Source organism: Bacillus sp. EKM202B (genome assembly GCF_011066025.1).
GTDB classification, from domain to species: Bacteria; Bacillota; Bacilli; order Bacillales; family Bacillaceae_G; genus Bacillus_A; species Bacillus_A toyonensis.
On the sequence record NZ_JAAMNK010000023.1, the window covers coordinates 12,743 to 38,625 of the forward strand.

The window sequence follows — 25,883 nt, forward strand, 5'->3', positions numbered from 1 at the left end:
CTTTTTATGGTATTCAACCAACAATTTGATATTTAATTTTCTTTGCTTGTTCTTGTAATCATAAGATCAAGTCCAAGGCTTTTTAATCCATATAAATAATCTTCTTTCCAATCGCTTACTGTTATTTTCGGAATATGTTCCGCCGGAATGTACTGTGGACAACTTTTTACAATTTGATCTATTACAAATTGATTCACTTCATCATCACAGAAAATAAACGCATGTGGATTAATAATAGCTATACATGTAGAAATTAATCGAGTAATAGCATCTATATTATATTCCTCTGGATTATTCGAATCTCTCACTTCATCTCCACTTCTCAAAGCTTGTAAGAAATTTTTATTATCATACTGCGGAACGAAAGATATCTCTCCCGAGAAAAATGTACTTCCTCGGACTACATCCCCATTTATCATAATACCCGCACCTGGACCATTTTGACCTGAATACAAATATACAAGAGAGGAATTGTCATGGTTTCCAGTGTTTTTATAATAACCAAGCACTGCGGCATTCATATCGTTCTCTATTACTACAGGTATAGAGAACAGATTCTCCAAATGACTTTTTAAATTAAAATTTTGGAACTTTTCATAACCAGGTATATAAAAAATACGACCATTATCTACCGAACCGGGCACACCAATTGATATAGAGCTTATTTTCGGGAATGTAGCGATAAGACTTTCAATATGTTTAGATAATAGGTTTACGCCAGTATCAATTAATACACTTGAAGTACTTCCTTTTTCTTTTACTTCCCCTAAACAGTTAAAAATCGTATAGTTTGTCTCATTTTTTTCTAAAAATATCGCTAAACCTAACATATATTCCGGATTATAAGCATATCGTTTCGCTCTTCTTCCACCACTTGAATCATCTAAACCGACTAAAGTGACTTCACCGTCTTGTTTCATATTTTCTATAAATTTACTTATCGTTGGAAAACTGATTTCTAATGTATTACTAAGTTCAACTTTCGTTGCACTACCTCGCTCTAAAAGAGCTGTACGAATGCCGCGAAGGATCGTCTCTTTAATCGATTTTTGAGTAACAAATTGTTCACTCAAATCGCTCACCACCTTAATCAACATACTTATTAAACACTTTTAATAAGTTGCGTTGACAATATATCACACATCATTTTCTAAAGCAATAGAGATGATATATTTCCACTGCATGCACTCCTTGTTTAGCTCGATTTATTCTCTCTCGTAACAGACGATACAATTCCAGATAAGAGAACAAATAATAAAACAGCTAGCAAGGCATTACGTATTCCGAACGATTCCCCTAGTATACCTAAAAATGGTGGTCCGACTAAAAAAGCTGTATAACCGATGATAGAAACTGCAGTAACATTAGAAGTCGCATTTTCACGATCATCTCCAGCAGCAGAAAGACCAATTGGGAAACCTAGCGCCGCACCAATCCCCCACAGCACTACACCAACTGCTAGAAAATATGAGTTACTCCCAAATATTACGATTAAAATTCCTATAATCGCCACCATAATAGTAGCACGTACGACAGCGACACGACCGAATCGATCAAGGAAATAACTACTACACATACGAGCTAACGTCATTGCCAATACAAAAATTGTGTACATAATAGAACCTGTCACTACACTTTGCTGATGTCCATCTACCATCACGATAGGCAGCCAATCATTTGCACTTCCTTCTGCAAATGCCATTCCAAGCACAAAAAGACCAATTAAAAGCACCTTTTTTTCCATACGTAAGGAAGTACGCTTCGCTCGCTTTTTGTTCTGCGATTTCTCTTTCTTTCCTGTTCCGTGCGGAAGAAAACGATACACCATACATACAAGTAATAAAAACACGGCCGAAATCGCAAGAAACTGATACAGGATTGGGATGTGAAGCGAGGCGGCGACAGTGCCACTGAGCGCGCCTACTAAAGTTCCTACGCTAAAAAACCGTGGAATTTCGGTAGAAGTGCCATTCCTAATTTCTGCTCTATTGAAGAGCCTTCTACATTCAATGAGACTTCTGCCAACCCATATCCTACTCCAAATACTAGCAAGCTACCAAAAGCCCCTATGCTAGAAACAAAATAAATATTAATACTTAAACAAAGTAATCCAACAATTATTAAAAACATACTGCCTATAATAACGTCTCTAGCTCCCTTACAGTCAATAAAATGACTTGCACTCAGTAAACCAATTATTGAACCGACAGATAAACCGAACAAAATCCAGCCCATTTCTGCATTTGAAACTGCTAAAATATCTCGCGCCGCTGCTGTTCTAGAAATCCATGTAGCAAACGCGACACCTGGCAAAGCAAATAAGAGAAAAAGAGCGTTTCGAGAGGCAAGTAATGTCTTTGTATGATTGTCCGCACTATTTTTCTTCATATGAAACACCTTTAACATTGTCTATACAATACGACACCAGTTTATTCAATCATCCGTGAAAAACGATTTCTATAAGTCTATCATTTTCATAACTTTGGCTGGGTTACCACCAACAACTACATTACTAGGTACATCTTTTGTCACAACTGCTCCTGAAGCAATTACAGCATTGTCTCCAATTGAAATACCAGGGTTAATTATAGCTCCCCCGCCAACCCAAACATTGTTACCAATCTTTACAGGTTTCCCATATTCTTTGCCAGAATTCCGTTCTACTGGATGCAACGGATGCGTAGCAGTGTAAATGTGAACACCAGGTGCAAACATACAATTATCACCGATTCGAACTTCACAAACATCTAAAATCACACAATTAAAATTTGCGAAAAAGCTCTTTCCAACATGGATATTGTAACCATAATCACAACGAAAATCAGGATTAATGTAGGTTTTCCCATCAGCTGAAGAACCTAAAAGCTGATTTAATAACGTAAAACGTTGTTCATCTCCTGTCTCCATTGCCTCGTTATAAAGGCGTGTTAAACGTTTTGCCTCCACCCTATCAGCCACTAATTCTTCGTCATCTGCAATATACATTTCTCCCGCCAACATCTTTTCTTTTTCCGTTTTCATAGAATCATCTCCTTTGTAATCAAATGAGTCCTACTTATTAAACCTCTTTAATAAGCGACTTTAATTACACTTATTAAACACTTTTAATAAGCATCCCTATATTAACATACTTTTTAAAATGTGCAATTAATAAATTTAGAAAGAAGATGCGAATTCCTCATTTTGCATGTAGATATAACGAATAAATAATTAAAATTCATATAGAAAAAACAAGGGAACGCTCAGCGTTCCCTCTCAAATCCAATCCGTTTTTTAATTTCCACCAAATTCACCTTCGCAATAGTCCCTGCCCTCTCAGCACCTTTTTCTAACGCTTCATATAGTAAATGCGGTTCATTCATATACGTTGCGTATTTTTCCCGAGGTCCTGCTAACTCACGATCTACAACGCGAAATAACTCTTTTTTTACATCGCCCCATCCGATTCCAGTTTCATATTTTTCACGCATTGACTGAATTTCATCTTTTGTCGCAAATTCTTTATAGATTGTAAATAACGTTTCTAGTTCTTTCGGTTCATTTGGAAGTGAAGAATCTGTTTTTATTTTTAAAATAAGCTTTCGTAGTTTTTCTCGCTCTGCAAATAACGGGATAACATTCCCATAACTTTTACTCATTTTTCTTCCATCAAGACCAGGTAAAATTACCCCTTCTTCTTGCACTACATACTCTGGAAGCGTAAATGTCATGCCAAATGTATGATTAAAATACGTCGCAATATCACGAGCAATTTCAATATGCTGAATTTGATCTTTTCCAACAGGTACATGAGTAGCTTGAAATAATAATATATCAGCCGCCATTAAAATCGGGTACGTATATAACCCCATATTCACACCTGCATCAATTTCTAATCCCGCTTCTTTATTTTGCTCTACCTTCGCTTTATATGCATGGGCACGATTCATAAGCCCTTTCGGAGTTAGACAAGCTAATATCCAAGCTAATTCCAAAATCTCTGGCACTTCTGTTTGTCGATAGAAAATAACATCTTCTCCAAGTCCGAGTGATAACCATGTAGCTGCTACCTCTTTTGTATAACTACTGAACTTCTCTGGATCATGCACTGCATTTAACGCATGATAATCAGCTATAAAGTACAATGCTTTTCCTTCATTATTTTTTGACATTTGCAATGCAGGTTTAATTGCACCAATATAATTTCCTAAATGCGGATAACCCGTTGGTTTAATTCCTGTTAACATTATTTTTTCGCTCATACTAACTCCTCCTTTCTCAAAATAAAAAACAAAAAGAGTCTCTCATCCTTAAAAAGGACGAGAGACTCCCGCGGTACCACCTTTATTAGCTATCATTAGCTCACTTCATACTTCGATAACGTGAAGTAACCGTCTTTACCTACTCATTTCAGTTAGAAGCTCCAGAGCCCATTCCATATTCATCCCTTACTGATTCCCACCACATATCAGCTCTCTGAAAAGTTTTGAACATGTACTCTTCTCTTTCATTGCTTTTTCGTTTTTTACAGTTTATCACATTCCCTTTCCAATTAAACCCTAATTTTCTGTTTTATATAGCAGGAATTTCCACCTTAATTGTCTAATAATATATAGGTTTGCAGAAGTAATCGAAACAACTTTGGAGGTTTTTTCATGGTAAAATATATATCCATTTTAGGTTCAACAGGATCCATTGGCACATCTGCATTAGATGTCGTTTCCGCTCATCCTGAACATTTTAAAATCGTCGGTTTAACCGCAAATTATAATATCGATCTTCTCGAAAAACAAATTGAATCGTTTCAGCCTCGTATTGTAAGCGTAGCGACAAAAGAATTAGCGGACACATTACGTTCTCGTATTTCAACAAATACAAAAATTACATATGGAACTGATGGTTTAAATGAAGTATCTACCCATCCTGATACAAATCTTGTATTAAGTTCAGTTGTCGGTGTTTCAGGTTTACTCCCAACAATTGAAGCATTAAAGGTGAAGAAAGATATCGCCATCGCTAACAAAGAAACTTTAGTTGCCGCTGGTCATATCGTAACTGAACTAGCGAAACAAAACGGATGCCGCCTAATTCCAGTCGATAGTGAGCATTCAGCTATTTTCCAATGTTTAAACGGAGAAAATAATAAAGAGATTGAGAAGTTAATTGTCACAGCTTCTGGCGGCGCTTTTCGTGATAAAACACGTGAAGAAATGAAAACATTACAAGCGAAAGATGCTTTAAAACACCCAAACTGGTTAATGGGAGCAAAACTAACGATAGATTCTGCCACGTTAATGAATAAAGGGTTTGAAGTGATGGAAGCTAAATGGCTGTTCAATATTCCTTATGAAAAAATTGATGTTATGATTCATAAAGAAAGTATCATTCACTCCTTAGTGGAATTTATTGATGGATCAGTCATGGCACAGCTCGGTGCTCCTGATATGAGAATGCCGATTCAATATGCGTTTCACTACCCTACTCGACTACCTTCATCCTATGAAAAATTAAATTTATTAGAAATTGGTAGTTTGCATTTTGAAAAACCAAATTTAGAGAAGTTCCCCTGTCTACAATACGCATTTGAATGTGGCAAAATTGGCGGTACAACTCCAGCCGTATTAAATGCAGCGAACGAAATTGCAAATGCACTATTTCTTAAAAATGAAATTGCATTTTTTGATATCGAAAAAACAATTTACAATACAGTTGAAGCTCATCATAACGTAAAAGATCCTTCACTCGATGCTATATTAGAAGCTGATCAATGGGCACGCCAATACGCAAATCAATTATTAATAAAAAAGAGCTAAAACAGTTTTCTCTGTTTTAGCTCTTTTTTTACGTATTCAATTTTACAAATCTATAACCATGTGTAACTAACACTTTTAATATCGCATATCCTGGAATTGCTAAAACTATCCCCATAATACCGAATAAATTACCAGCAGTTAAAATGATAAAGATTATTGTAATCGGATGGATATCTAGCTTTTTCCCCATTACTTGCGGGGAGATAAACTTACCTTCTGCTAATTGCACAACCATCATAACGATAATTACCTTTAAAACCATTCCTGGCGAGTCAATAAATGCGATAATTAACGCTGGAGTTATTGCAATAACTGGACCTACGTACGGAACGATATTTACAATCATCGCTAAAATAGCAAGTAATACCGCATATTTAATACCAATAATAAGATAGCCAATTAATAGCATGATACCGATAAACAAGCTAACGATAATTTGCCCTCTTATATACGAACTAATCGCATAATGCATATCATCTAGTATTCTCATTGCTGCCGGTTGTCTTTGCACTGAAATAAACTTCAAAAAGTGATTCGGTAATTGTTCACCATCTTTTAATAGATAGAACAATATAAACGGAACCATGACAAATGTTAAAACAACTTCTGTAAGTGTACTTAAAAATCCAGTTACATTTCCAGTTACTGATGATAATGACTTTGTAAAATCAACTGTATAGTCTTTTACTATATTCGCTACATCAATATTTAAATTCTCCTGAATTTTACCAAGTAAATTACTTTCCCCAAATCTACGTGCTGCTCGTTCGATTTCATGACCGAAATACGGTAAGTTATCTATTAATGCATCAATTTGATCTTTAATAATAGGGATAACCGTTACAACTAAAAACACAAATAATCCTAGTACTATTAAATATATCGAGGCTATCGATACGATTCTTGAAACACCTTTCTTTTCTAAAAGTGAAACGAATGGGTGCAAGATATAAAATAGCACTCCGGCTAATAATACCGGGAAGAATATTGTTTTTAAAAAGACGATAAACGGAGTAAAAACGAAAGAAATTTTTGTTAGCAATAATATGTTAATGAACAATAATGCAAATCCAAGTAACACTGCTAAATAATTTTGTTCCCTAAAAAACTTTTTTAACTTGTCTCTTTTTCTTATATTTACTTTTTCCAATGAAACCACCTCTTTGAATGATGAAAAGCCCTTACTCAGGGCTTTTCATCATTATCTATATCTTTATTTCCTTGCAGCTTTCACTACAAATGATACAATAAGAATTAATACGATTGCTCCTAATAATGCTGGCACGACATGAATTCCACCAAATGATGGCCCAAAAGATCCAAATAATCTACCACCTAACGAAGCACCTAATAAACCTGCGATAATATTTCCGAACATACCACCTGGGAAATTTTTACCTGTTATAGAACTAGCAATTGCACCTATAATAGCACCAACTATTAATGTGATAATCCATCCCATTTTTAGTCCTCCATTTCTATTATAGTTTGTATGATCAAATACAAGAGTAACAAAACTCTCATATAAGATTACTAATTCATTTACACTAACCATATTCTGCTATAAAAATAAACGCAAGGACATTATATGTATGGAGATACATATATTATATGCAAAAAAGAAAATCATTGTCAAACTTACCCAAAAATCAATTATATTAATATACCATATTCAAAGGAGGCTTCATTATCTATGATTCTTAATTTAAATGCCACTTCTTTTGAAGTTGCATCATCCATTTTACAAGTTCAAATTCCATCTTATAAAGTTGAAGCAGATTATTTAAACAGTACTGCAATCCCCCGTTTATATGATACTGTAAACGATATTCAAAATTGCGGTGAAACATTCTATGGATATTTTTCTGAAAATAAACTTGTCGGCTTTATTTCTTTTATGCAAGAAGAACAGCTAATTGATATTCACCGACTAGTTGTATCGCCTGATTTTTTTCAAAAAGGAATTGCAACGAAACTCTTAAGTTATATATTTAACATGTTCCCTTCTTCCATGGCATATATTGTACAAACAGGTAAAGCGAATACCCCTGCTATTGCATTATATAAAAAACACGGCTTCATTGAAGTAACCGATATAACAATTACCGATCGTATGATTCTTACACAACTGAAGAGACGGAAAACATAAAATAGTTTGACTTATTAGTTTATTTATGTTATCTTTTACTTTATAATACCTTTTGCTGAGTCCAAATTTTGGAGCGGGGGAACCATTTTTGTAGCAATGCTACTTGGGGCGAATCTTTTTTAAGTAGGGATACTCTCACTTCCCGAGTCCGACAGCTAACCTCGTAAGCGTAATGGGAGAGGAAGGTGCTTTTTGCCTATGTTACACAGTATACCTCCTTAACTATAAAATCTGGAATCGATATCATTTTAGAGACCTATATTTATAGAAAAGGAGAGATGTATTATGTTACGTTTATCTGATCACGCAATAAAAATGATGGAGCAAAGACTTCGACTCGAACAACACCGCACATATCAAGCAAATAAAGTTGTAGATAACTTACATCACAAATACTTTTTCCAACATATTTTTCAACCAAAAAGATAAGTACTGACCTTTAACAAAATACAGCGCACACTAAAAAAGCGTGCGCTGTATTTTTCATTTTCTTGCCTTCACAATAAAAGTAGTCGGCACCATTCTAGCTTTATATAAAGAATAATATTTCGTAGACGGCTCAGCTAGTTCTTCATCAAACGAGCTCGATGGTTCAGGCTCTTCTATTCTCTCAATTTTAAATCCCACTCTATTTAACTCATTTATGTATGTACTTATTTTTCTCTTATATAATGTCGCTTGTACATTTTCTCCTTTAAATGTTTCAAACGTAATAGGCGCTCATGATAAGAAGACTTTATAGCAACTTCTTCTGTACCATACTGTAAGTTTGAATATACTGGGTGCTCCCAACTAAAAATAAAACTTCCTCTTGGCTTTACATATGAATAAATCAGTTCCAACGTTTTTCTTAAATCCGAAGTCCAACCTAATGCATAAATGGAATATACAATATCAAAATACCCTTTCGGAATATCTCCTTCCTCTTCCATTGCTCCGCATATTAACTTTGGATTCCAATCCTTTAACGTCTTATTCGCTATTTCAATTTGTGCACTCGAAAGATCAAGCCCCCATAATTCCTCTGCCCCTTGTTCCGCCATATATTACAACGAATGCCCACTTCCACATCCAATATTAAGTACCTTTTTATCTTTAATTGAATCGAACAAATGAATCTCATCTTCAGACGCCGTATACGGTCCATATTTCGGTAAACAATCCACTTGAAAGAAATAAGGTGCAACTGTATCCCAACACTTTTTATTTAAAGCTAACATTTGCGTACCTTTCATATTCTACATTCCCCCATCCATTTTGCTTTCTCTAATATTAATTACATATCATAACCAGATCGCCCTTTTCTCTTCGCCCGGTAGTTTTTCACTTTCGCAATCGTACCGCATGCTCTTCCTCCTTCTTCTCCAGCATACATACCGCACCATCTTTTACTTCCATTTCGCGAATGATCATAAAATACCCAGCGACAATCCGGACATGCTTTTAACCTTCCCCACACATTTTCTTGAATTGACATTAACACAATGTTTAATACTTTTGTATACACATTCTCTTCATATACTGGTTCATATGTAATACCTTTCATATCTTCCTTTATATGTACATGAAATGGGTATTTTTCTAACCATTTTTGCAATGATCCTTCGCCTTCAATTGTCATCCGAATATCTTCTCGAAAACCTCTTAATTCCTCTATCGTATGAAACGGAAACTCTTCATGAAAATATTTATTCATAAATTGCTTTATATTATCTTCTGTTTGCAGCAAATCAATTGCTTCTCTCGTATCATTTGGTATTCTCCATGTATTTAAAAATTCTCGAATATATTCTAATTCATGTGGTGCGTTCTGATTCAATTCCATTCACCTTCTTCTTAAAATTTACTTTTTTCTGACTTTATGTATAATTATAATATAAAATAGTTAACCATTAAATGATTTTACCGGTTACAATATTAGGAGGAGTTTTATGAAAAGTTTCTCAATACCGATACGTTTCATGCTTATTTCTTCATTCTTTATGTCTTTTGGGTATTTTGCAGTATACGCATTTTTAGCTATTTATCTATTAACCTTTCTTCATTTTTCTGCTGTCCAAGTAGGAACAGTATTGACGGTTATGACCATCACATCACGAGTTATCCCATTATTCTCAGGGTTAATTGCTGACAAAATAGGCTATATCATCATGATGATAGCCGGATTATTTTTAAGAGGAATCGGATTTATCGCTTTAGGAATATGCTCTGATTTCTATACAATTTCTATTTCTTCTGCACTTATTGGCTTCGGAACCGCATTTTACGAACCTGCTGCTCGCGCCATATTCGGCTCACAACCAGCTCATATGAGAAAAAATTTATTTACATATTTAAACCTGAGTTTTAATTGCGGTGCAATAATTGGACCAATTGCAGGAGGATTCTTACTCTTACTCGATTCCATCTATGCTTTCTTTCTAACAGGATCACTTATGCTGTTATTCGCTTTTATCTTTTACTTACTTAAAAATCACTTCCAAGTCACTACTGAAAACACATCTATTACATTAGGAATACAGGCTATCTTACAAAACAAGCCTTTTCTTCTGTTTTCATTTATCATGATTTTCTTCTATATTATGTTTACTCAGCTTACTGTCGCACTTCCACTTCATATGAAAAACATTAGTAATAGCAACCAGCTTGCTACACTCGTTATTACGATAAATGCAATAACAGGCGTTATATTTATGGTGTTATTTCGAAAACTATTTCACAAATACAACACGCTGTCGATTATTAAATACGGTATTTTATTAATGGGCATTTCCTTTTTACTCATCCCTTTATTCCAGCACCCCTATTGGTTATTTATTTGTGTAATTTTATTTACAATTGGTGAAACACTCGTATTACCTAACGCTGATATCGCTATTGCAAATTACAGTAACGAATCATATACAGCTACTTACTTCGGATTCTATCAACTATCACTCGCATTTGGTTTTATCATCGGTAATTATACCGGTACATCTTTTACATCCAACTTAAACGGAATGTATACACCATGGCTTATTTTCAGCGGAATAGGACTTATTGGTTTTATTTCACTACATATTTTAAATATAAAAAAAGGATTACCTAAGGAGGATATATACCTATGTAATGATACGAAACATCTTTAACAAATTTCAGTCGAGATGGTACCTTTAGACAAGCAACCTATAATAAAAAAATTCGACCGTCATGTTTGACAGTCGAATCTCTTTATTCTTCATATTCAAGATGATTATGTCTTTTACAACCAAATAAATAGCCCCCCCTATATGACAAGTTTCAAATTCTAACCCTGGAACATATCCAGATTTGATACGTTCTATCATTGTTTTATAACAATTATTCTCTTCTGTATATTCCTCAATTAACTCTTTCTTATCTTTTTCTGTCCAGTTTTCTTCTACTTCTTCAGTCTGAACATCTTCTATTTCTGCTGTTTTCGCTTCGATAGATTCCCGTATCACTTCATTTATACGCGTGAAATTATTAGCTTTATATAGAGCATAAACAAATCTACCAATCCAATTGGGGCTTTTCCAAACTTCTTTGTATCCCCTTTCGAACCATTCAATTGCTTCTTTATAGCAATTCAACTCAACATATAAATCTGCTACATGAATTTCTCCTATAAGATCATCAGATTCCCTGTTAAAAGTATCTAACTTCTCTTTCGCTTCTGTCGTTCTCCCTAAATCAATTAAACATTTTACATAGCTATACATGATATAGTCCGAATCCCCTGCAACTCGCAAGAAAAATTCCGAAGCTTTTTCCAGCTCTCCAAGGTTATAATGAGCTACAGCTACATTGTGATATGCTTCATTGGATGGTTGAATGGAAATAGACTTTTGTAATACTTCTTTCGCTTCTTCCCACTTTTTTTATTTTATGTAAATTTCCCCTAAGATGTTATAAGGAAAGTATGAGGAAGGATTCAACTTAACAACTTCTTTTATTAATTCAAGAGCTCTAGCATCATCCTCTTCCTCATAAAAGTACATCCAAGCAAGATTATTGAGAGATTGCACACCTCTAGATTCATGTACCGCTCGTTGAAATAGTTCCATTGCTTTCTCATATTCATTTTGTTCAAACATTTCAATTGCCTTCTCGTTAATGTTCAAGTAACTACCTCCGAAGTGAATGAATTCATCTATTCCATATTATTATTTTAAAATGTAACAATTTTAATTTCCATAAACAATAAGTTCACTTCGTATTAAGTTCTTTCTCCTATCTACATTTCATCATATATTTGGATATCCAATTCGTAATGATTTTAACAACACCGCTTTCGAAAGAAAATATATATCTACTGTAAAAATACTGATTTACAACAATAAGTAAACTTTTCAATCTCTCTTAAACTGGATATACACCCTGTTACATTTTACATATTATGGTGCAATTGAAATGAGTACTAGCTAAACATTTACGCTCCACACTAGCAGTTTAGCAATGCCAAAATCAAAAATCACTTGAAATTGGGGGATGTTATGAAAAAGAAATTAATTGTTCTTCTATTCATCGGAATCATATTATCAGGATGTTCAACTATAGCAGAAAATTCTTTAGAAACCGGAAACGGAAGTATGGAATTATTAACACCAACGATTACAACAAAAGATAATGAATTAGAAATTAAGACGGAAGGTATTGATGAAAATAAAGTAACTTTTATTTATGTCGCTAATAAAAAAGTATTGGAACAAAAAATAAAGAATAGTGAATCCTACAAACTTGATATTACAGGTATCAATGATGCTCATAGGACAGACTATAAGCCAAAAGTTCAACTTTTGCAGACTAAGGATGATAATAAAGATGGAGAGATGATAACTTTTAAGCAAGTTAGATATACAGTTAAAAAAAATTAATTTTAGAGTTATTTCATTATAAATGTAACGTATGAAAATATACTTTTAACAGAGGGTAAATGTAAGGGGTGCTAACATGAAAAAACGATGGATTTCTTGGTGGATTGGTAACATATTTTGGATTATCCTTTTTGGAGTGTGGGCAGCTATTATTTGGCTACGAGATGTCGATGGTGCTGGTGTTACTCAAACATCCGAAATTAAATCAATATCACTTATTGTTTTATTAATCGCGTTTATCATACCGATATTTATTCAAGTTATATGGCTAATCATTAATTTGAGGGTTAGTAGAAAAAACAATTATACGATTTAGTTTTTTAAATTAACAGATACATACTTTTTATAAAAAAGAGAGGAATCTAATTCGATTCCTCTCTTTTACATATGTGATTATGCCGTGCTTTTAAAGCGGCACTATTCCCTTTTTACGATGCATGATCGTCTTTCTTCTTCTTCAACAACGCTCTCTTCTTCATCGCCTTCGTTAAATATCCGCCTTTAAACGAACGGATTTCATAAGAAGACATAAACGCTTTCGGTGCAATTTCATTAATAATTTCTAAAAGTTCTTTCTCTCTAGAGCGCTTTGCAACGATATCTAAGCGATAACGTATAGAATTAATTCCTTCACCTTCAAATACTGTAACGCCAAATCCACAGTGACGTAATTCATCTACTAATTCATTACAACGGTCTAGTAAACTAACTTGATACGTAATATATCCAATTGCTAATTTATTCTCTATATAACCGCCTAATAATAGTCCCGCACTAAAGCCGATGACATAGGCAACGATGTTCATCCAATTTGATAAATCTTGAAACACAATCCCTAAACTGACAATGTAAATAGCTCCTTCTAACAATCCTACACCAGCAGCGGATCTTGTTTGATTCTTTACAAGCAAAATCGTTCGGATTGTTAATACTGGAACATATATAATTTGAAGCACAAAAATAAGTAACGCTTGTAACATTGGTATCCACCTCTTTCAAAAAGTCTTTTGTCATGATAACATACATAAGCTTTAGAAATCGATGGGTTTTTAAATTTTTTAAAATTATTTTTCGTACTATTGAAAAACCGAAAAAAGAAGCGTATTATATTTGTCGTGAATTTGATTCCTGTCATTCACTCGCTTAAATAAAAAAAGGAACCCCCATTAGGCCCCTTTTATTATAGCTCTATGTTATTAGAAGCCTTTTCTTTTCTCTTCGCTTCTCTTCTTCTTTTACTAACTGTATATTTGCATAAGCTAAATTCGCAATCATTAAAAAGTGGCCACCTAAAATACCTGTACCAAATGCCCACATTTCCATTTCATGCTCAATTTCATACATAATGATAGCTCCTAAAATTGCAGCTGCAAATCGGTTTAAAACCCCTAATCCAGGAGCCTTTTCTTTCATTACAATACTTCTTCCTAGTTTCTCCACCCTGCGAGCTAATAACCAAAGACAGTATGCACTTACAGCTAATCCAATACCGAATCCTGTCACTTGTTTTCCAAACGGAGTAATCGTCCACATAAGTAGTAAACCACTAAAGATCGCATACAATTGTAATCGATATACACGTAAGGCTTCTTGAATCAAAATATCCGCTCCTAATTCCTCATTTTTTATGCTTTAGAAGAAAAGCAGCAACTTACACAGTTGCTGCTTTCTCTTCTTCTTGTTCTTGTTCCATTTTACGAATTTCAACACGTTTAATTTGGTAAGCGTCTTTTTCTAACACTTTAAATTCATAACCTTCTGCTTCAACATGTTGTCCTTCTTCAATTTCATGATTTTGCATCATAATCCATCCACCGATTGTATCCACATCTTCTTCTTCAATGTGTAATCCAAACAGATCTTTTACTTCTGAAATAAGCACTTTTCCATCAACAATTTTATGGTACTCGTTCACATGTTGAATTGGTGGTGCTTCATCTTCATCATATTCGTCACGAATTTCGCCGACGATTTCCTCCAAAATGTCTTCAAGCGTTACAATTCCAGCTGTTCCTCCGTACTCATCATATAAAACAGCCATCGGAATTCGCTTCTTCTGCATTTGCAGTAATAAATCGTGAATTGGAGTTGTTTCCATCACTTCAATAATCGGACGCATATACGAGCGAATTGACGATAAATCTTTTTGATCCTCGGTCATATATCGAATAAAGAAATCTTTTACATTGACCATACCGATAATATCATCTTTATCTTCTCCAAAAATCGGATAACGTGTATATCGCTCATTTTGGATTACTTTCATGTGTTGTTCTACTGAATCTTCAAGGTAGAAACCAACGATTTCTGTTCGCGGTACCATAATCTCTTTTGCAATGCGATTATCAAATTCAAATATATTATTTACATACTTGTATTCAGCTTGATTAATTTCGCCACTTTCATAGCTATCTGAAAGAATAAGACGCAATTCTTCTTCTGTATGAGCTACTTCATGTTCAGAAGCTGGTTTCAAACCGAATAAACCAGTTATAATACGAGCTGAACCGTTCAATACCCAAATAAATGGATACATGATTTTATAGAACATCATTAACGGCGTTGCCAATAACAACGTTACTTTTTCAGCCTTTTGAATTGCCAACGTTTTCGGAGCTAACTCCCCAACTACAACGTGTAAATATGTCATTAGCATAAAAGCAAGACCAAAAGTTAATACTGATGAGATAGAAGGGTTTATGTTCCATTTCTCAAATAACGGGTGTAATAACTTTTCGATTGTCGGTTCACCTAACCAACCTAATCCCATAGCTGTAACTGTAATACCTAATTGACAAGCAGATAAATATTCATCTAAATTTGTTGTTACCTTTTTCGCTGCTAAAGCACCGCGTTTCCCTTCCGCAACAAGCTGATCAATACGACTTGAACGTACTTTTACAATCGCAAACTCTGCTGCTACGAAAAATCCAGTAAATGCGATTAAAATCGCAACCATGACTAAATTAAATATTTCCAATGAATCCCCTTAGTTAAAAAACTAAGGTGTCCACCTCCTGTATACTATAATGTTTTCTTATTTGTTCGTTAGAAAACATAGCCCGATACAAAAATTAAAGAGGTCGGATTTCACTTATTCTATAATAATAGAGCAAGTGTCTGTATTAAAGCTGTCGTTTGACATGATAAAGATTTCGATATTTTTTCACGTTGTGAATCAGTCAATCCATCTAAAAGCGGCTTTAACTCTGTTAACTCTGCTTCTAATCGATGAATATGGTCTGTCACTTCATTCACTTGTTTCGAAACGTGTTCATTGATACCGAGCAGCTTCTTGTTCTCCTCGATTTTCTCTTTAATCTCACAAAGCGGCATATGCATTTCTTTGCACTTCTCAATAAATTGTAATGTCTCAAATGCTGTTTCGTCGTAATAGCGATAATTAGATTGAGATCGCTCCGCTTTCAAGATACCTAGATTCGTATAATAATCAATCGTTCGTTTCGACACGTGAGCCATGAGAGCCAACTGTCCGATTCGATACACCTTCCCAACGATCTTCCCCCCTTGTTTATATTACTACCATCATACAACACATAAACTGTACAGTCAAACGTGACGGTTTGTTGTTCACAATTTATACAAACTTACAAGATCAACCTACTATTACACCCGTAATTTACGGCTATACAATAAAATTACTAAACTATTACCTAATCAATATATAGCCCACACCTTTTAACCTTTCTTATTTAAAAGCATATCCTACTAATAACGATTGCCTGTATAGGAGGAGATTGACATAAAAAGGACTATCATTTCTCATTTTTATAACGAAGAGTATTTACTCCCATGGTGGCTTATGCATCACACAAAAATATTCGATCACGGTATTTTAATTAATAGAGGTTCTACTGATCGTTCCGTAGAGATTTGTAAACTACTCGCACCCCACTGGGAAGTGCGAGACTCCAGATTTCTTGAGTTTGATCCAACTAATACTGATATTGAAGTGATGGAAATTGAAAGAGATGTTTCAGGTTGGAAAATCGTTTTAAATACTACAGAGTTCTTTTGTTGTAATAATAAAGAAGAGTTTTTCTCATCTCTTCATACACTAGGACAAAACATGTATGCGATTAGAATGATTTTAATGATAGATAGTCATATTTACAATTATTCAAAGCCAAGATATTCTATCCCATTAGTAGAACAACGATACCACGGTGTCTTCCCTTATAACCCAAAACTCGGGTGTGCTTGGAGATTTATTCATAATCATCTAGATGGTGCATATTTACCTGGTAGACATTATTCACGGCACGGGAATATAGTTTATGACTACCCTTCATTTATTTTAAAATTTTATTTTAGCCCTTGGAATGAACAGTCCAAGGCAAGAAAATTACAAATTACACCTACCCTTTCAAAAATGGGTATTCAAATGGGACTTCAAACACATTACGGTCAATCTCCTGAAGAATTGGAAACCCGTTTTTTAGAACTTAGTAACGTAACACAAGACCTCCGTAATAATCCTGAATATCAAGAATTATTTCCAAAGTTCAAACCTTAATGTTTTCTGCCTTGCCATCACCTCACACAATTTCATCCGTTTAATCAAAAACAATCTCATTTGCATAAAATATGAATACTGTATATATAATAAATTTTTATTTTAGGAGGAAAAAATGAAAGCTGTTATTCTTGCTGGTGGGTACGGTACAAGAATTGGGGAAGAAACACATTTAAAACCAAAACCTATGATTGAAATTGGAACGAAACCTATTCTATGGCACATTATGAGTTTGTATAGTCATTACGGGATTACTGAGTTTATTATTTGCTTAGGCTATAAAGGATATGCAATTAAAGAGTTCTTTCTAAATTACAACTTACACATGTCCGATTTCACAATACATTTAAGCGATAACACAATTACTAGCCACTCTCATCGTGTAGAACCATGGAAAGTTACATTAATCGATACTGGTCTTAATACCGAAACGGGTGGACGAGTGAAAAAGATTCAAAACTATGTCGGAGATGAACCTTTCTGCCTCACTTATGGCGATGGATTAAGTAATGTAAATATAAAAGAACTGATTGCATTTCATAAAAAACATGGAAAAATGGCTACTGTTACTGCCGTACAACCTCCTGGTAGATTTGGTTCTCTCATATTAGATAAACAGTCTGTAACATCTTTTCAAGAGAAACCACTAGGTGATGGTGGATGGGTTAACGGTGGGTTTTTTGTTTTAAATCATGATATTTTCAATTACATTAGTGGAGATAAGTCTGTTTTTGAAACCGAAACTTTAGTTCAGTTAGTCAACAAAAATGAACTGGCAGCATTTCAACATACTGGTTTTTGGCATCCAATGGATACATTACGTGATAAGAATAAATTAGTCGAGCTATGGGAAAATAATAACGCTCCATGGAAGGTCTGGTAATATGACTTCATCATCTTTTTGGAATAAGAAAAAAGCATTTATTACAGGACATACTGGCTTTAAAGGCTCATGGCTCACCCTTTTTTTAACTTCTTTAGGCGCAGAAGTAATCGGCTATTCTTCTCATCCTCCATCCATCCCTAACCTTTTTGAACAATGTAACGTAGCGAAAGAGTGCACAACAATGAAAGGAGATATTACAGATTACAATTCTTTATTACATGCCATTGGGCAACATAAACCCGACATTATATTTCATTTAGCAGCTCAACCAATCGTCACCACTTCATACAAAGATCCTATTGAAACATTTAAAACGAATGTTTTAGGTACTGTTCACGTACTAGAAGTAGCAAAGTACGTCGAAAGCGTACGTCTCATTATTAATGTGACAAGCGATAAATGTTATGAGAATGATGGGAGCGGTAATCAAGCATTTGTAGAATCCGACCGTTTAGGGGGCTATGATCCATACAGTGCTAGTAAAGCTTGTGCTGAATTAGTTGCAACATCGTATCAAAAATCTTTTTTTCACACGAACACCCTTTCACTCGCCTCAGTAAGGGCAGGCAATGTCATCGGTGGTGGTGATTGGGCAGAAAATCGCTTATTCCCAGATATCATTCGTGCATATTTACAAGACCATCCTTTAAGTATTCGAAACAAAAATGCTATCCGACCGTGGCAACATGTTTTGGATCCTTTACATGGATATATCCTTTTAGCTGAGAAACTTTGGAAGCATAAAGAGTATGCAGAAGCATGGAATTTCGGACCAATTAACGAGGCTAACAGAACCGTCCATGATGTCATTCAATCTGTAATAAAATTATGGAATAAACCATTAACAATACTTTCTCCCACTATAAATACTCCTTATGAATCACCTATTTTAACACTCGATAGTACAAAAGCAGTAAATAAACTAGGCTGGACTCCTAAGCTATCAACAGAAACTGCTATCGCTTGGACCGTTGAATGGTACGAAAAACATGCATCCGGTGAAAATATAGAATCGTTCACACGACAACAAATCGAAGCATTCAAAAATTTATAAGGGGGCTATAAAATGGAACAGAAAAAATGCCGTTTTTGCCACTCATTACTAACAAATTCGTTTTTAGATTTAGGCGTCTCCCCTCTCGCCAACTCATTTATAGCTCCAAAAAACTCATATAAAATGGAACCTTTTTATCCGCTGCACACATTTGTTTGTAATTCTTGTTTACTTGTGCAATTAGATGAATTTGAATCACCTAATAATATTTTCCATGATTATTTATACTTCAGTTCTTATTCCTCAAGTTGGCTACAGCATGCCAAACAATACGTAGAAATGGCAATTGAGCGATTCCATTTAACGAAAAATTCGCAGGTAATTGAAATCGCAAGTAACGATGGGTATTTATTGCAATACTTTCTTAAAGAAAACATCAATACGTTAGGAATTGAGCCAGCAAAAAATGTAGCAGAAATCGCAATTCAAAAAGGAATTCCTACAAATGTGAACTTTTTCAGTAACGACTTAGCAAAAAAATTACCACAAGCTGATTTAATCGTCGCAAATAACGTACTAGCACACGTTCCGAACTTGCATGATTTTGTCGCTGGCCTAAAAACATTATTAAAACGAGATGGAACGATAACAATTGAATTCCCCCACCTATTAAACCTTATATCTTTTAAGCAGTTCGATACTATCTATCATGAGCACTTTTCCTACTTCTCACTTATAAGCCTTCAAAAAATTTTAGCTCATCATCATTTACAAATTGTTGATGTAGAAGAACTTTCAACTCACGGTGGTTCATTGCGTATTTTCATAAAACATCTAAGCGCCCAATCAACTATCCATTCCAATGTTACAAATTTAATCCAAAAAGAAATAGATCACGGGCTAGATACATTAGATTGCTATCTCCTTTTTTCTAAACGAGTGGAACAATTGAAAATAAATATTTTAAAGTTTTTTATTGAAGCGAAAGCTTTAAACAAACAAATTATCGGCTACGGCGCTCCAGCTAAAGGAAACACCCTTTTGAATTATTGCGGGATAGGTAAAGAATTTCTAGCATATACAGTAGATAAAAATCCTCACAAACAAAATCTCCTTTTACCAGGAACTCGTATTCCAATAAAGTCTCCAGAAGAAATTAGACGTACAAAACCAGATTACATTCTCATACTTCCTTGGAATTTGAAAGACGAAATTATGAAGGAATGCTCTTTCATTCGTGAATGGGGTGGCAAATTTTTAGTAACTGTTCCAGAAGTTGAGGTGATTGAACTATGAAGAAGATCCTTGTAACAGGTGGTAGTGGATGGATAGGTAAATATGTTGTACATTCCCTTATACAAAAAGGGTATGAAGTTCACGCCACATACAATAGAAATAAACCGTCTCACCTTTCCTGCCATTGGCATAAAGTAAACTTGCTTTGTGATGACGAAGTAAAACAATTTATTTCAGACATTAAGCCTAGCGACCTCATTCATTTAGCTTGGGAAGCGGTTCCTCCTGCATGCTACGTATCCATTAATAATTTCTATTGGCTAAAGTCCAGTATCTCATTGATTCAACACTTTACAGCATGCGGTGGAAAACGTATCGTTGTAGCAGGTACTGGCGCAGAGTACGAGTGGTTTAACGGTATTCTATTTGAAGATTCTCCGCTCCTTTCCTATAAAACCCCGTATTCATTATGTAAAAATGCACTACACTCCTGGTTACAGTCGTATGCACAACAAACCAGCCTCAGCGTATGTTGGGGACGAATTTTTCATATGTATGGCCCTCATGAGCACGGCAATCGACTCATTTCTAACATTATCACTTCTTTATTAAAAAACGAGGAAGCTCTATGTACACATGGAAAACAATCAAGAGATTTCCTCCATGTGGGTGACGTCGCTAATGCTCTTGTCACATTATTAAACTGCAACGTTACAGGCACAATCAATATCGCTTCTGGTCACTCTGTACAAATTAAAGAATTAGCTTCTATCATTGCTAAAAAAATAGGAAAAGAAAATTTAATTAAACTAGGCGCTATCCCTTTTCCTAAAGATGAACCTTTATTCGTCGGCGTGAATGTGGAACGTTTAACAACTGAAGTAAACTGGAAACCAACATACGATTTAAATACAGGAATTGAAGAAACAATTTTATGGTGGGAATCATCTATACAAAAACATACCGATATGCAGCACTAAAACGTAAATCTTGCGCTCCTCTCGCTAAATCCTTATACCATTCTTCTAATTTTTCCGGCGTAATAATATGGTGCGTACCCATTCCTCCATGCTTACTAGCTTCAGAAAGCGTCGGACCAATTTGTAACTTTCTCTTTCTCATCGCATCGTTCCACGGACTAAACCCAAACCATAATATACAAGCAAGAGGCGGATAGATCATAGATTCATGCGCTGATAAATGTCTTCCAACCGTATAACTTCCGTGTTCATGATTATGAATAAATCTACCTCTTCTCCATAACGGCCAATCTTCTGGTAAATAACCGTGAAATCGCTGTTTCATTAAAGGGATTCCAAAGTTAAGGTCCGGATAATTATAGTTAGGATCATCAACCATAATAAGCCCTTCCAGCCAATACATCCTCCCTCCCAATTCATTTAGCGATTTCCAAAACTGATTTTTATCTTGCACACAAAGAAACTCAGTCGTATTTAAAATCATTTTCCATCCTTTTACTTCTTGTTCTACCCTCATCACTTCATGATCTGTCGCAAATGCATCAAACTCTGGATTTACAGAATCTCGTACTTCCCAATGCGGTGCGAACTTCTTACAAATTTCGACTGAACGATCTGTAGAACCTTTATTAATTAAAATGCCATGATCAAACAGTTTCGTATGATGAATAAGCCACCATGGTAATAAATACTCTTCATTATAAAAATGAGAGATAACGGTTGTAGTAATGTAAATCTCCTCCTCTTTCTCTATCAATCTATTTTTTCATACTACTCTTAATATACTTACCAGTTATGTAATTGGTTTCTTTTATTTTAAAAATATGTTTTTCTACCATATACTATGCTTTCTTAGACAACCACCGTTTCCATTCTCTAAAGATTCCACTCCGTACAACAATAAACATCCAAATAAACTGAAAATTAAGTTATAATATCATTATAAAATATGAAGGAGGAATGCACTCATGTACTACAACACTTCACTCGAAAACGATCAACCTGTAGGCCGTCTATAAACTAAGACGGGCATTCATTTAACACATACACTTTGCCTCGTCTTAGGGAACTCATAATACCCTAAAAATAGACGGAGGTACTTCAAATGAAACAAACAATTTTAGGAGCTATATGCTTATCACTAGCAGCAAGTATATGGGGCGGTATGTATGTTGTTAGCAAATACGTACTCGATTATATCCCACCGCTTACACTCGTTTGGCTACGCTTTATTATCGCTTTTGTTGTTTTGTATGGCATTTTGAAAATAGCAGAGAAAAAACAAAAGAAAAAAGTAACCATTCGCAAAAAAGATTGGCTATTATTCGCTTGGATTGGATTTATCGGATATTTCATTTCAATCACATGTCAATTCATCGGAACAAAATTATCCGACGCCCATACAGGCTCTTTAGTAACATCCGCAACACCTGCATTTATGGTTATATTTGCAGCAATTATTTTAAAAGAAAAGCTAACCGCTCGTAGACTTTTATCTACTATAATAGCGACAATCGGTGTCATTATCGTAATCGGATGGGATATTGAAATTGGCTCCTATTTTATCGGTACCATCATATTAGTGGGAGCCGCTATTACGTGGGCTTTACTATCCATTTATGTAAAAATTGCTTCAGCTCGGTTTTCATCTTTAGTTATTACAACGTACGCCATATTCTTTTCACTCTTTTTTATTACACCTTTTATGATATGGGAACTACAAGTAGCCTCTATCGGAACCGTAAATACGTACGTAATACTAGGCGTATTATATTTAGGAGTCATATCAACGGCAGGTGCCTTTTTCCTTTGGAATAAAGGATTAGAACTAATGGATGCAAGCATCGGTTCCTTATTTTTCTTCTTCCAACCTATCGTCGGATCATTACTTGGCTGGCTCTTATTAAATGAGACATTAAATAGTAACTTTTTTATTGGTGGTATTCTTATTATATGTAGCGTTTTAATTACTACTTTTGAAAAGAAATAAAAAAACAGGCAGAGATTCTTAGTCTCTGCCTGTTCGTATAAACTCACTGTTTACGCACTCCAATGCGCGGGACGGGATAACAATTCCGGCAATTTCGTATGTTTATCCCCTTTCGCCGCATTAATTTGAACTTGCGTAAGAAAAATACTATTTGTAAAGTCTGCACCGCGAATATCTGCATCTCTTAAATCTGCTCCGATGAGATCTGCTCCTCTTAAGTCTGCACCATTTAAGTTCGCTGCAATTAAATAAGCACCCCTTAAATTCGCGCCTTGTAAATTTTTCTTTTTCAGGTTTGCTCCCATAAGATCTGCTCCGCGGTGAATGATTCGTTTCTTACGTGCAGCATTCATTTCCTTCCAAACTAGCTCACTCGTTTCTAAAAGTAAAACATTTACTTTTGCACGGTGTAATGGAATATTTACTTTCATTAACTCATCCGCATTTAAATTCGAAAGTCGCTCTGTCTCTTCAATCGCTTTACTTAGTTCTTTATGAATTGGCTGCGTCGCCTTTAATAGAATCGCCTCATTCAAATACCAAAGCATTTCATGGAGCTGATGCATAACCGGAAAAGCATCATACATTTTTCTTGCATGCTTAGCATCTTTCCGCCAATCAATCCCTTTAAACGTAACTTGAGAAATCTTCTGCCCAGCACCGAAACATTCAAATACTGTACAACCTTTATAACCTTTTCCTCTAAGATTTTTATGTATACTACATTTAAAATCTGATTGTAAATTGGAACATGGTTTACCACCATCTTTATTCACTGCAAAATCTACCGATGCTGCGAACGGTAACGCCACGCAACATAGACCGAAGCATTTTTCGCAGTTTGCTTTTAAATGATCGTTATGATTAGTCAAAATGTATACCCCCTGTTGTCTTTTGACTATTTCATAATATTCCAACTGCACAAAATAATCAATTTTAAAATAAATTGGCATCTTTCATTTCAAATCACAACTTTATCATTCGATTTCCTTTCAATTGAAAAAGACTAATTCTATCTAATGAATTATAATTAAATTATAAATTTTCAAACAAAAGGAGAATTACTATGGCACTAGAAATGAAAACAAACTGTCAAATTTGTGATCAATTGCTGGAGCAAGATTCTGAAGCTTACATTTGCGTGTATGAATGTACGTTTTGTGCACCATGTACAGAAGAAAGACATAACGTTTGTCCAAACTGCGGCGGCGAGTTAGTACGTAGACCGAAAAAGAAACAGTAAAAAGCAAAGCGATACCGCTTTGCTTTTTTTATTTTCTTGATATATAAAATTATATCAGCGATTTTTCAAATATATCGAACATAACTTAAACATTTAAAAATTTAACACAAACAGGCTCTGGCACAACAGCATCAGATTGTAAAAGAGTTAACTTTCCTGTAGATTCATTTCTTGAAAATAACACAAGATTATGCGACTTTTCATTTGTAGCAACAAGGAACTTTTCAGTAGGATCTAATACAAAGTCTCTTGGCCAATTTCCTTCTGTAGATGTATGTTCAACAAATGTAAGCTCACCTGAATTTTGATCCACACTGAAAACAGCAATACTATTATGACCACGATTACCTGCATATACAAAGCTGCCGTCAGAAGAAATATGAATCGCACTTCCTTGACTATTTTCATCAAACTCTGCTGGAATAGTAGAAATATACTGTAATTCTGTAAAGGTCCCTTCTTCCGCATTATATGTTAATACGATAACCTCTGAACTCAGCTCAGTCATCACATACGCATACTTTCCATTCGGATGAAAAGTAATATGTCTCGGCCCACTTCCTGGATTTACAGATAAGCTATTCACTTCTGTTAATGCACTACCTTTTATTTCATACGTAATTATTTTATCTATCCCTAAATCAACGCCCACTACATATTTTTCATCAGGAGTATATCCCGCGTAATGTGCATGTGGTTTTTCTTGTCTTTCTTTATTCGGGCCTGAACCTTCATGCGCCATAATAGATGAAGCAGGATTTACAGTTCCATTTTCTTCATTTATTTCAAAAGACTCAATCGTTCCTTTATGGTAATTTGCTGTAACTACCGTATGATTCCCACTATCAACGCTCACATGACAAGGAGAAGCCCCTTCTACTACTTGTCTGTTTTCTGCCTTTAACTCTCCAGTTTTACTATCAATTGAATAAGCAGCTACACCACCAGATTCTCCTTCCTTAACAACGGAATAGAGATATTCATTATTTCGGTTAATCGTTACATATGTAGGGTTATCCAGCTTAGCCGCAAGTGTTACATTACTAATTTTTTTTGCTTCTGTGTCTAAAGTAAACTTATATATTCCCTCACTATTTTCTTTCGTATAAGTTCCAACATATCCAATAAACTCTTTGTTATCCTTCATTTTCATAACCCTCTCTCCCTATATTTTTCGTTCATCATACTTCTTAAAATAT

The 25,883-nt window shown here is 34.8% G+C and carries 26 protein-coding genes, 3 pseudogenes, 1 riboswitch and 1 other annotated feature; of the genes and pseudogenes, 13 read left to right on the top strand and 16 right to left on the bottom strand.

Annotation, left to right across the window (positions count from 1 at the left end):
• Positions 1 to 32 precede the first annotated feature (32 nt).
• From G9F74_RS22160 to G9F74_RS22175, 4 genes and pseudogenes are all read right to left on the bottom strand, one after another.
• The gene (locus tag G9F74_RS22160) at positions 33 to 1,073 is read right to left on the bottom strand and encodes an ROK family transcriptional regulator (protein ID WP_016108816.1); all 1,041 of its coding nucleotides are present in this window, start codon (positions 1,071 to 1,073) and stop codon (positions 33 to 35) included.
• 122 nt (positions 1,074 to 1,195) lie between these two features.
• Positions 1,196 to 2,388: pseudogene (locus G9F74_RS22165) on the bottom strand (MFS transporter).
• A gap of 69 nt (positions 2,389 to 2,457) precedes the next feature.
• Positions 2,458 to 3,021, bottom strand: coding sequence for a maltose O-acetyltransferase (locus tag G9F74_RS22170; RefSeq protein WP_016108818.1), 564 nt, complete (start codon positions 3,019 to 3,021; stop codon positions 2,458 to 2,460).
• Between the two features lie 221 nt (positions 3,022 to 3,242).
• Positions 3,243 to 4,241, bottom strand: a complete 999-nt coding sequence (locus G9F74_RS22175) for a tryptophan--tRNA ligase (protein WP_016108819.1) — start codon at positions 4,239 to 4,241, stop codon at positions 3,243 to 3,245.
• A gap of 50 nt (positions 4,242 to 4,291) precedes the next feature.
• Positions 4,292 to 4,499 (bottom strand) — a binding site (T-box leader).
• A 135-nt stretch (positions 4,500 to 4,634) separates the two neighbouring features.
• Here G9F74_RS22175 and G9F74_RS22180 point away from each other — a divergent pair.
• On the top strand, positions 4,635 to 5,792 hold the full coding sequence (locus tag G9F74_RS22180; protein WP_016108820.1) for a 1-deoxy-D-xylulose-5-phosphate reductoisomerase: 1,158 nt from the start codon (positions 4,635 to 4,637) through the stop codon (positions 5,790 to 5,792).
• A 28-nt stretch (positions 5,793 to 5,820) separates the two neighbouring features.
• Here G9F74_RS22180 and G9F74_RS22185 read toward each other — a convergent pair whose 3' ends face one another.
• Positions 5,821 to 6,942 (bottom strand): AI-2E family transporter, encoded by a 1,122-nt coding sequence (locus G9F74_RS22185; protein ID WP_016108821.1) that lies wholly within the window; start codon positions 6,940 to 6,942, stop codon positions 5,821 to 5,823.
• A 63-nt stretch (positions 6,943 to 7,005) separates the two neighbouring features.
• Positions 7,006 to 7,254: a GlsB/YeaQ/YmgE family stress response membrane protein gene (locus G9F74_RS22190; protein WP_000539733.1), complete on the bottom strand. Its 249-nt coding sequence runs from the start codon at positions 7,252 to 7,254 to the stop codon at positions 7,006 to 7,008.
• Between the two features lie 231 nt (positions 7,255 to 7,485).
• Here G9F74_RS22190 and G9F74_RS22195 point away from each other — a divergent pair, with 231 nt between their 5' ends.
• Both G9F74_RS22195 and G9F74_RS22200 read left to right on the top strand, forming a co-directional pair.
• Complete coding sequence (locus G9F74_RS22195) at positions 7,486 to 7,941, top strand: GNAT family N-acetyltransferase (RefSeq protein WP_000602699.1); 456 nt, start codon at positions 7,486 to 7,488, stop codon at positions 7,939 to 7,941.
• Between the two features lie 43 nt (positions 7,942 to 7,984).
• Positions 7,985 to 8,127: riboswitch (cyclic di-AMP (ydaO/yuaA leader) on the top strand.
• Positions 8,128 to 8,226: 99 nt separating this feature from the next.
• On the top strand, positions 8,227 to 8,370 hold the full coding sequence (locus G9F74_RS22200) for a hypothetical protein (RefSeq protein WP_000945246.1): 144 nt from the start codon (positions 8,227 to 8,229) through the stop codon (positions 8,368 to 8,370).
• A 54-nt stretch (positions 8,371 to 8,424) separates the two neighbouring features.
• Here the strand turns inward: G9F74_RS22200 and G9F74_RS22205 are convergent.
• Both G9F74_RS22205 and G9F74_RS22210 read right to left on the bottom strand, forming a co-directional pair.
• A pseudogene (locus tag G9F74_RS22205) lies at positions 8,425 to 9,176 on the bottom strand (class I SAM-dependent methyltransferase).
• Between the two features lie 41 nt (positions 9,177 to 9,217).
• Positions 9,218 to 9,760: a CGNR zinc finger domain-containing protein gene (locus G9F74_RS22210; RefSeq protein ID WP_002093554.1), complete on the bottom strand. Its 543-nt coding sequence runs from the start codon at positions 9,758 to 9,760 to the stop codon at positions 9,218 to 9,220.
• A gap of 112 nt (positions 9,761 to 9,872) precedes the next feature.
• Here G9F74_RS22210 and G9F74_RS22215 point away from each other — a divergent pair, with 112 nt between their 5' ends.
• A complete protein-coding gene (locus G9F74_RS22215; RefSeq protein WP_000834837.1) occupies positions 9,873 to 11,069 on the top strand; it encodes an MDR family MFS transporter in 1,197 nt (398 codons plus the stop codon).
• Positions 11,070 to 11,151: 82 nt separating this feature from the next.
• Here G9F74_RS22215 and G9F74_RS30185 read toward each other — a convergent pair.
• Positions 11,152 to 12,065 (bottom strand): annotated as a pseudogene (locus tag G9F74_RS30185) (tetratricopeptide repeat protein).
• A 372-nt stretch (positions 12,066 to 12,437) separates the two neighbouring features.
• Between G9F74_RS30185 and G9F74_RS22230 the strand changes: the two are divergent.
• Both G9F74_RS22230 and G9F74_RS22235 read left to right on the top strand, forming a co-directional pair.
• Positions 12,438 to 12,818, top strand: a complete 381-nt coding sequence (locus G9F74_RS22230) for a hypothetical protein (protein WP_000727885.1) — start codon at positions 12,438 to 12,440, stop codon at positions 12,816 to 12,818.
• 76 nt (positions 12,819 to 12,894) lie between these two features.
• Entirely contained in the window at positions 12,895 to 13,134 is a 240-nt protein-coding gene (locus tag G9F74_RS22235; protein WP_000747675.1) for a DUF3923 family protein, read from the top strand.
• Positions 13,135 to 13,246: 112 nt separating this feature from the next.
• Here the strand turns inward: G9F74_RS22235 and G9F74_RS22240 are convergent, their stop codons facing one another.
• From G9F74_RS22240 to G9F74_RS22255, 4 genes are all read right to left on the bottom strand, one after another.
• Positions 13,247 to 13,798, bottom strand: coding sequence for a DUF2179 domain-containing protein (locus G9F74_RS22240; protein WP_000938448.1), 552 nt, complete (start codon positions 13,796 to 13,798; stop codon positions 13,247 to 13,249).
• 208 nt (positions 13,799 to 14,006) lie between these two features.
• A complete protein-coding gene (locus G9F74_RS22245) occupies positions 14,007 to 14,417 on the bottom strand; it encodes an ATP synthase subunit I (protein WP_016108822.1) in 411 nt (136 codons plus the stop codon).
• A 52-nt stretch (positions 14,418 to 14,469) separates the two neighbouring features.
• Positions 14,470 to 15,798 carry a hemolysin family protein gene (locus G9F74_RS22250; protein ID WP_000402262.1) on the bottom strand — a complete coding sequence of 443 codons (1,329 nt, stop codon included), beginning with the start codon at positions 15,796 to 15,798 and terminating at the stop codon, positions 14,470 to 14,472.
• A 119-nt stretch (positions 15,799 to 15,917) separates the two neighbouring features.
• Complete coding sequence (locus G9F74_RS22255) at positions 15,918 to 16,298, bottom strand: MerR family transcriptional regulator (RefSeq protein WP_002039109.1); 381 nt, start codon at positions 16,296 to 16,298, stop codon at positions 15,918 to 15,920.
• 343 nt (positions 16,299 to 16,641) lie between these two features.
• Between G9F74_RS22255 and G9F74_RS22260 the strand changes: the two genes are divergently transcribed.
• The 5 genes from G9F74_RS22260 (at position 16,642) to G9F74_RS22280 (ending at position 21,451) form a co-directional block, all read left to right on the top strand.
• Positions 16,642 to 17,355, top strand: coding sequence for a hypothetical protein (locus G9F74_RS22260; RefSeq protein ID WP_016108823.1), 714 nt, complete (start codon positions 16,642 to 16,644; stop codon positions 17,353 to 17,355).
• A 115-nt stretch (positions 17,356 to 17,470) separates the two neighbouring features.
• Positions 17,471 to 18,238 carry a glucose-1-phosphate cytidylyltransferase gene (gene rfbF / locus G9F74_RS22265; RefSeq protein WP_000648794.1) on the top strand — a complete coding sequence of 256 codons (768 nt, stop codon included), beginning with the start codon at positions 17,471 to 17,473 and terminating at the stop codon, positions 18,236 to 18,238.
• 1 nt (position 18,239) lies between these two features.
• Positions 18,240 to 19,295, top strand: coding sequence for a CDP-glucose 4,6-dehydratase (rfbG, locus tag G9F74_RS22270; RefSeq protein WP_016108824.1), 1,056 nt, complete (start codon positions 18,240 to 18,242; stop codon positions 19,293 to 19,295).
• A gap of 12 nt (positions 19,296 to 19,307) precedes the next feature.
• The gene (locus tag G9F74_RS22275) at positions 19,308 to 20,531 is read left to right on the top strand and encodes a class I SAM-dependent methyltransferase (RefSeq protein ID WP_016108825.1); all 1,224 of its coding nucleotides are present in this window, start codon (positions 19,308 to 19,310) and stop codon (positions 20,529 to 20,531) included.
• Positions 20,528 to 21,451, top strand: coding sequence for an NAD-dependent epimerase/dehydratase family protein (locus G9F74_RS22280; RefSeq protein WP_000723096.1), 924 nt, complete (start codon positions 20,528 to 20,530; stop codon positions 21,449 to 21,451). Before G9F74_RS22275 ends, G9F74_RS22280 begins: the two co-directional genes overlap by 4 nt.
• On the opposite strand, the gene G9F74_RS22285 is transcribed toward G9F74_RS22280, so the two are convergent.
• Positions 21,420 to 22,208: a glycosyltransferase family 2 protein gene (locus tag G9F74_RS22285; RefSeq protein ID WP_000570311.1), complete on the bottom strand. Its 789-nt coding sequence runs from the start codon at positions 22,206 to 22,208 to the stop codon at positions 21,420 to 21,422. The two genes, G9F74_RS22280 and G9F74_RS22285, sit on opposite strands and share 32 nt — an antisense overlap.
• A 348-nt stretch (positions 22,209 to 22,556) precedes the next feature.
• Between G9F74_RS22285 and G9F74_RS22290 the strand changes: the two genes are divergently transcribed.
• Entirely contained in the window at positions 22,557 to 23,441 is an 885-nt protein-coding gene (locus G9F74_RS22290) for a DMT family transporter (RefSeq protein WP_000814754.1), read from the top strand.
• Positions 23,442 to 23,491: 50 nt separating this feature from the next.
• Here the strand turns inward: G9F74_RS22290 and G9F74_RS22295 are convergent, their stop codons facing one another.
• Positions 23,492 to 24,313, bottom strand: coding sequence for a pentapeptide repeat-containing protein (locus G9F74_RS22295; RefSeq protein WP_016108826.1), 822 nt, complete (start codon positions 24,311 to 24,313; stop codon positions 23,492 to 23,494).
• Positions 24,314 to 24,507: 194 nt separating this feature from the next.
• On the opposite strand from G9F74_RS22295, the gene G9F74_RS22300 reads away from it, so the two are divergent.
• Positions 24,508 to 24,684 carry a DUF1272 domain-containing protein gene (locus tag G9F74_RS22300; RefSeq protein WP_001162784.1) on the top strand — a complete coding sequence of 59 codons (177 nt, stop codon included), beginning with the start codon at positions 24,508 to 24,510 and terminating at the stop codon, positions 24,682 to 24,684.
• A gap of 85 nt (positions 24,685 to 24,769) precedes the next feature.
• On the opposite strand, the gene G9F74_RS22305 is transcribed toward G9F74_RS22300, so the two are convergent.
• Positions 24,770 to 25,837, bottom strand: coding sequence for a lactonase family protein (locus G9F74_RS22305; RefSeq protein WP_000782233.1), 1,068 nt, complete (start codon positions 25,835 to 25,837; stop codon positions 24,770 to 24,772).
• Between the last annotated feature and the right edge of the window lie 46 nt (positions 25,838 to 25,883).

Coding starts and splice junctions, on each gene's coding strand:
- G9F74_RS22170 (WP_016108818.1), bottom strand. CDS start 3,021: ATGAAAACGGAAAAAGAAAAGATGTTGGCGGGAGAAATGTATATTGCA.
- G9F74_RS22175 (WP_016108819.1), bottom strand. CDS start 4,241: ATGAGCGAAAAAATAATGTTAACAGGAATTAAACCAACGGGTTATCCG.
- G9F74_RS22180 (WP_016108820.1), top strand. CDS start 4,635: ATGGTAAAATATATATCCATTTTAGGTTCAACAGGATCCATTGGCACA.
- G9F74_RS22190 (WP_000539733.1), bottom strand. CDS start 7,254: ATGGGATGGATTATCACATTAATAGTTGGTGCTATTATAGGTGCAATT.
- G9F74_RS22195 (WP_000602699.1), top strand. CDS start 7,486: ATGATTCTTAATTTAAATGCCACTTCTTTTGAAGTTGCATCATCCATT.
- G9F74_RS22200 (WP_000945246.1), top strand. CDS start 8,227: ATGTTACGTTTATCTGATCACGCAATAAAAATGATGGAGCAAAGACTT.
- G9F74_RS22215 (WP_000834837.1), top strand. CDS start 9,873: ATGAAAAGTTTCTCAATACCGATACGTTTCATGCTTATTTCTTCATTC.
- G9F74_RS22230 (WP_000727885.1), top strand. CDS start 12,438: ATGAAAAAGAAATTAATTGTTCTTCTATTCATCGGAATCATATTATCA.
- G9F74_RS22235 (WP_000747675.1), top strand. CDS start 12,895: ATGAAAAAACGATGGATTTCTTGGTGGATTGGTAACATATTTTGGATT.
- G9F74_RS22240 (WP_000938448.1), bottom strand. CDS start 13,798: ATGTTACAAGCGTTACTTATTTTTGTGCTTCAAATTATATATGTTCCA.
- G9F74_RS22255 (WP_002039109.1), bottom strand. CDS start 16,298: ATGGCTCACGTGTCGAAACGAACGATTGATTATTATACGAATCTAGGT.
- G9F74_RS22260 (WP_016108823.1), top strand. CDS start 16,642: ATGCATCACACAAAAATATTCGATCACGGTATTTTAATTAATAGAGGT.
- rfbF (WP_000648794.1), top strand. CDS start 17,471: ATGAAAGCTGTTATTCTTGCTGGTGGGTACGGTACAAGAATTGGGGAA.
- rfbG (WP_016108824.1), top strand. CDS start 18,240: ATGACTTCATCATCTTTTTGGAATAAGAAAAAAGCATTTATTACAGGA.
- G9F74_RS22275 (WP_016108825.1), top strand. CDS start 19,308: ATGGAACAGAAAAAATGCCGTTTTTGCCACTCATTACTAACAAATTCG.
- G9F74_RS22280 (WP_000723096.1), top strand. CDS start 20,528: ATGAAGAAGATCCTTGTAACAGGTGGTAGTGGATGGATAGGTAAATAT.
- G9F74_RS22290 (WP_000814754.1), top strand. CDS start 22,557: ATGAAACAAACAATTTTAGGAGCTATATGCTTATCACTAGCAGCAAGT.
- G9F74_RS22300 (WP_001162784.1), top strand. CDS start 24,508: ATGGCACTAGAAATGAAAACAAACTGTCAAATTTGTGATCAATTGCTG.
- G9F74_RS22305 (WP_000782233.1), bottom strand. CDS start 25,837: ATGAAAATGAAGGATAACAAAGAGTTTATTGGATATGTTGGAACTTAT.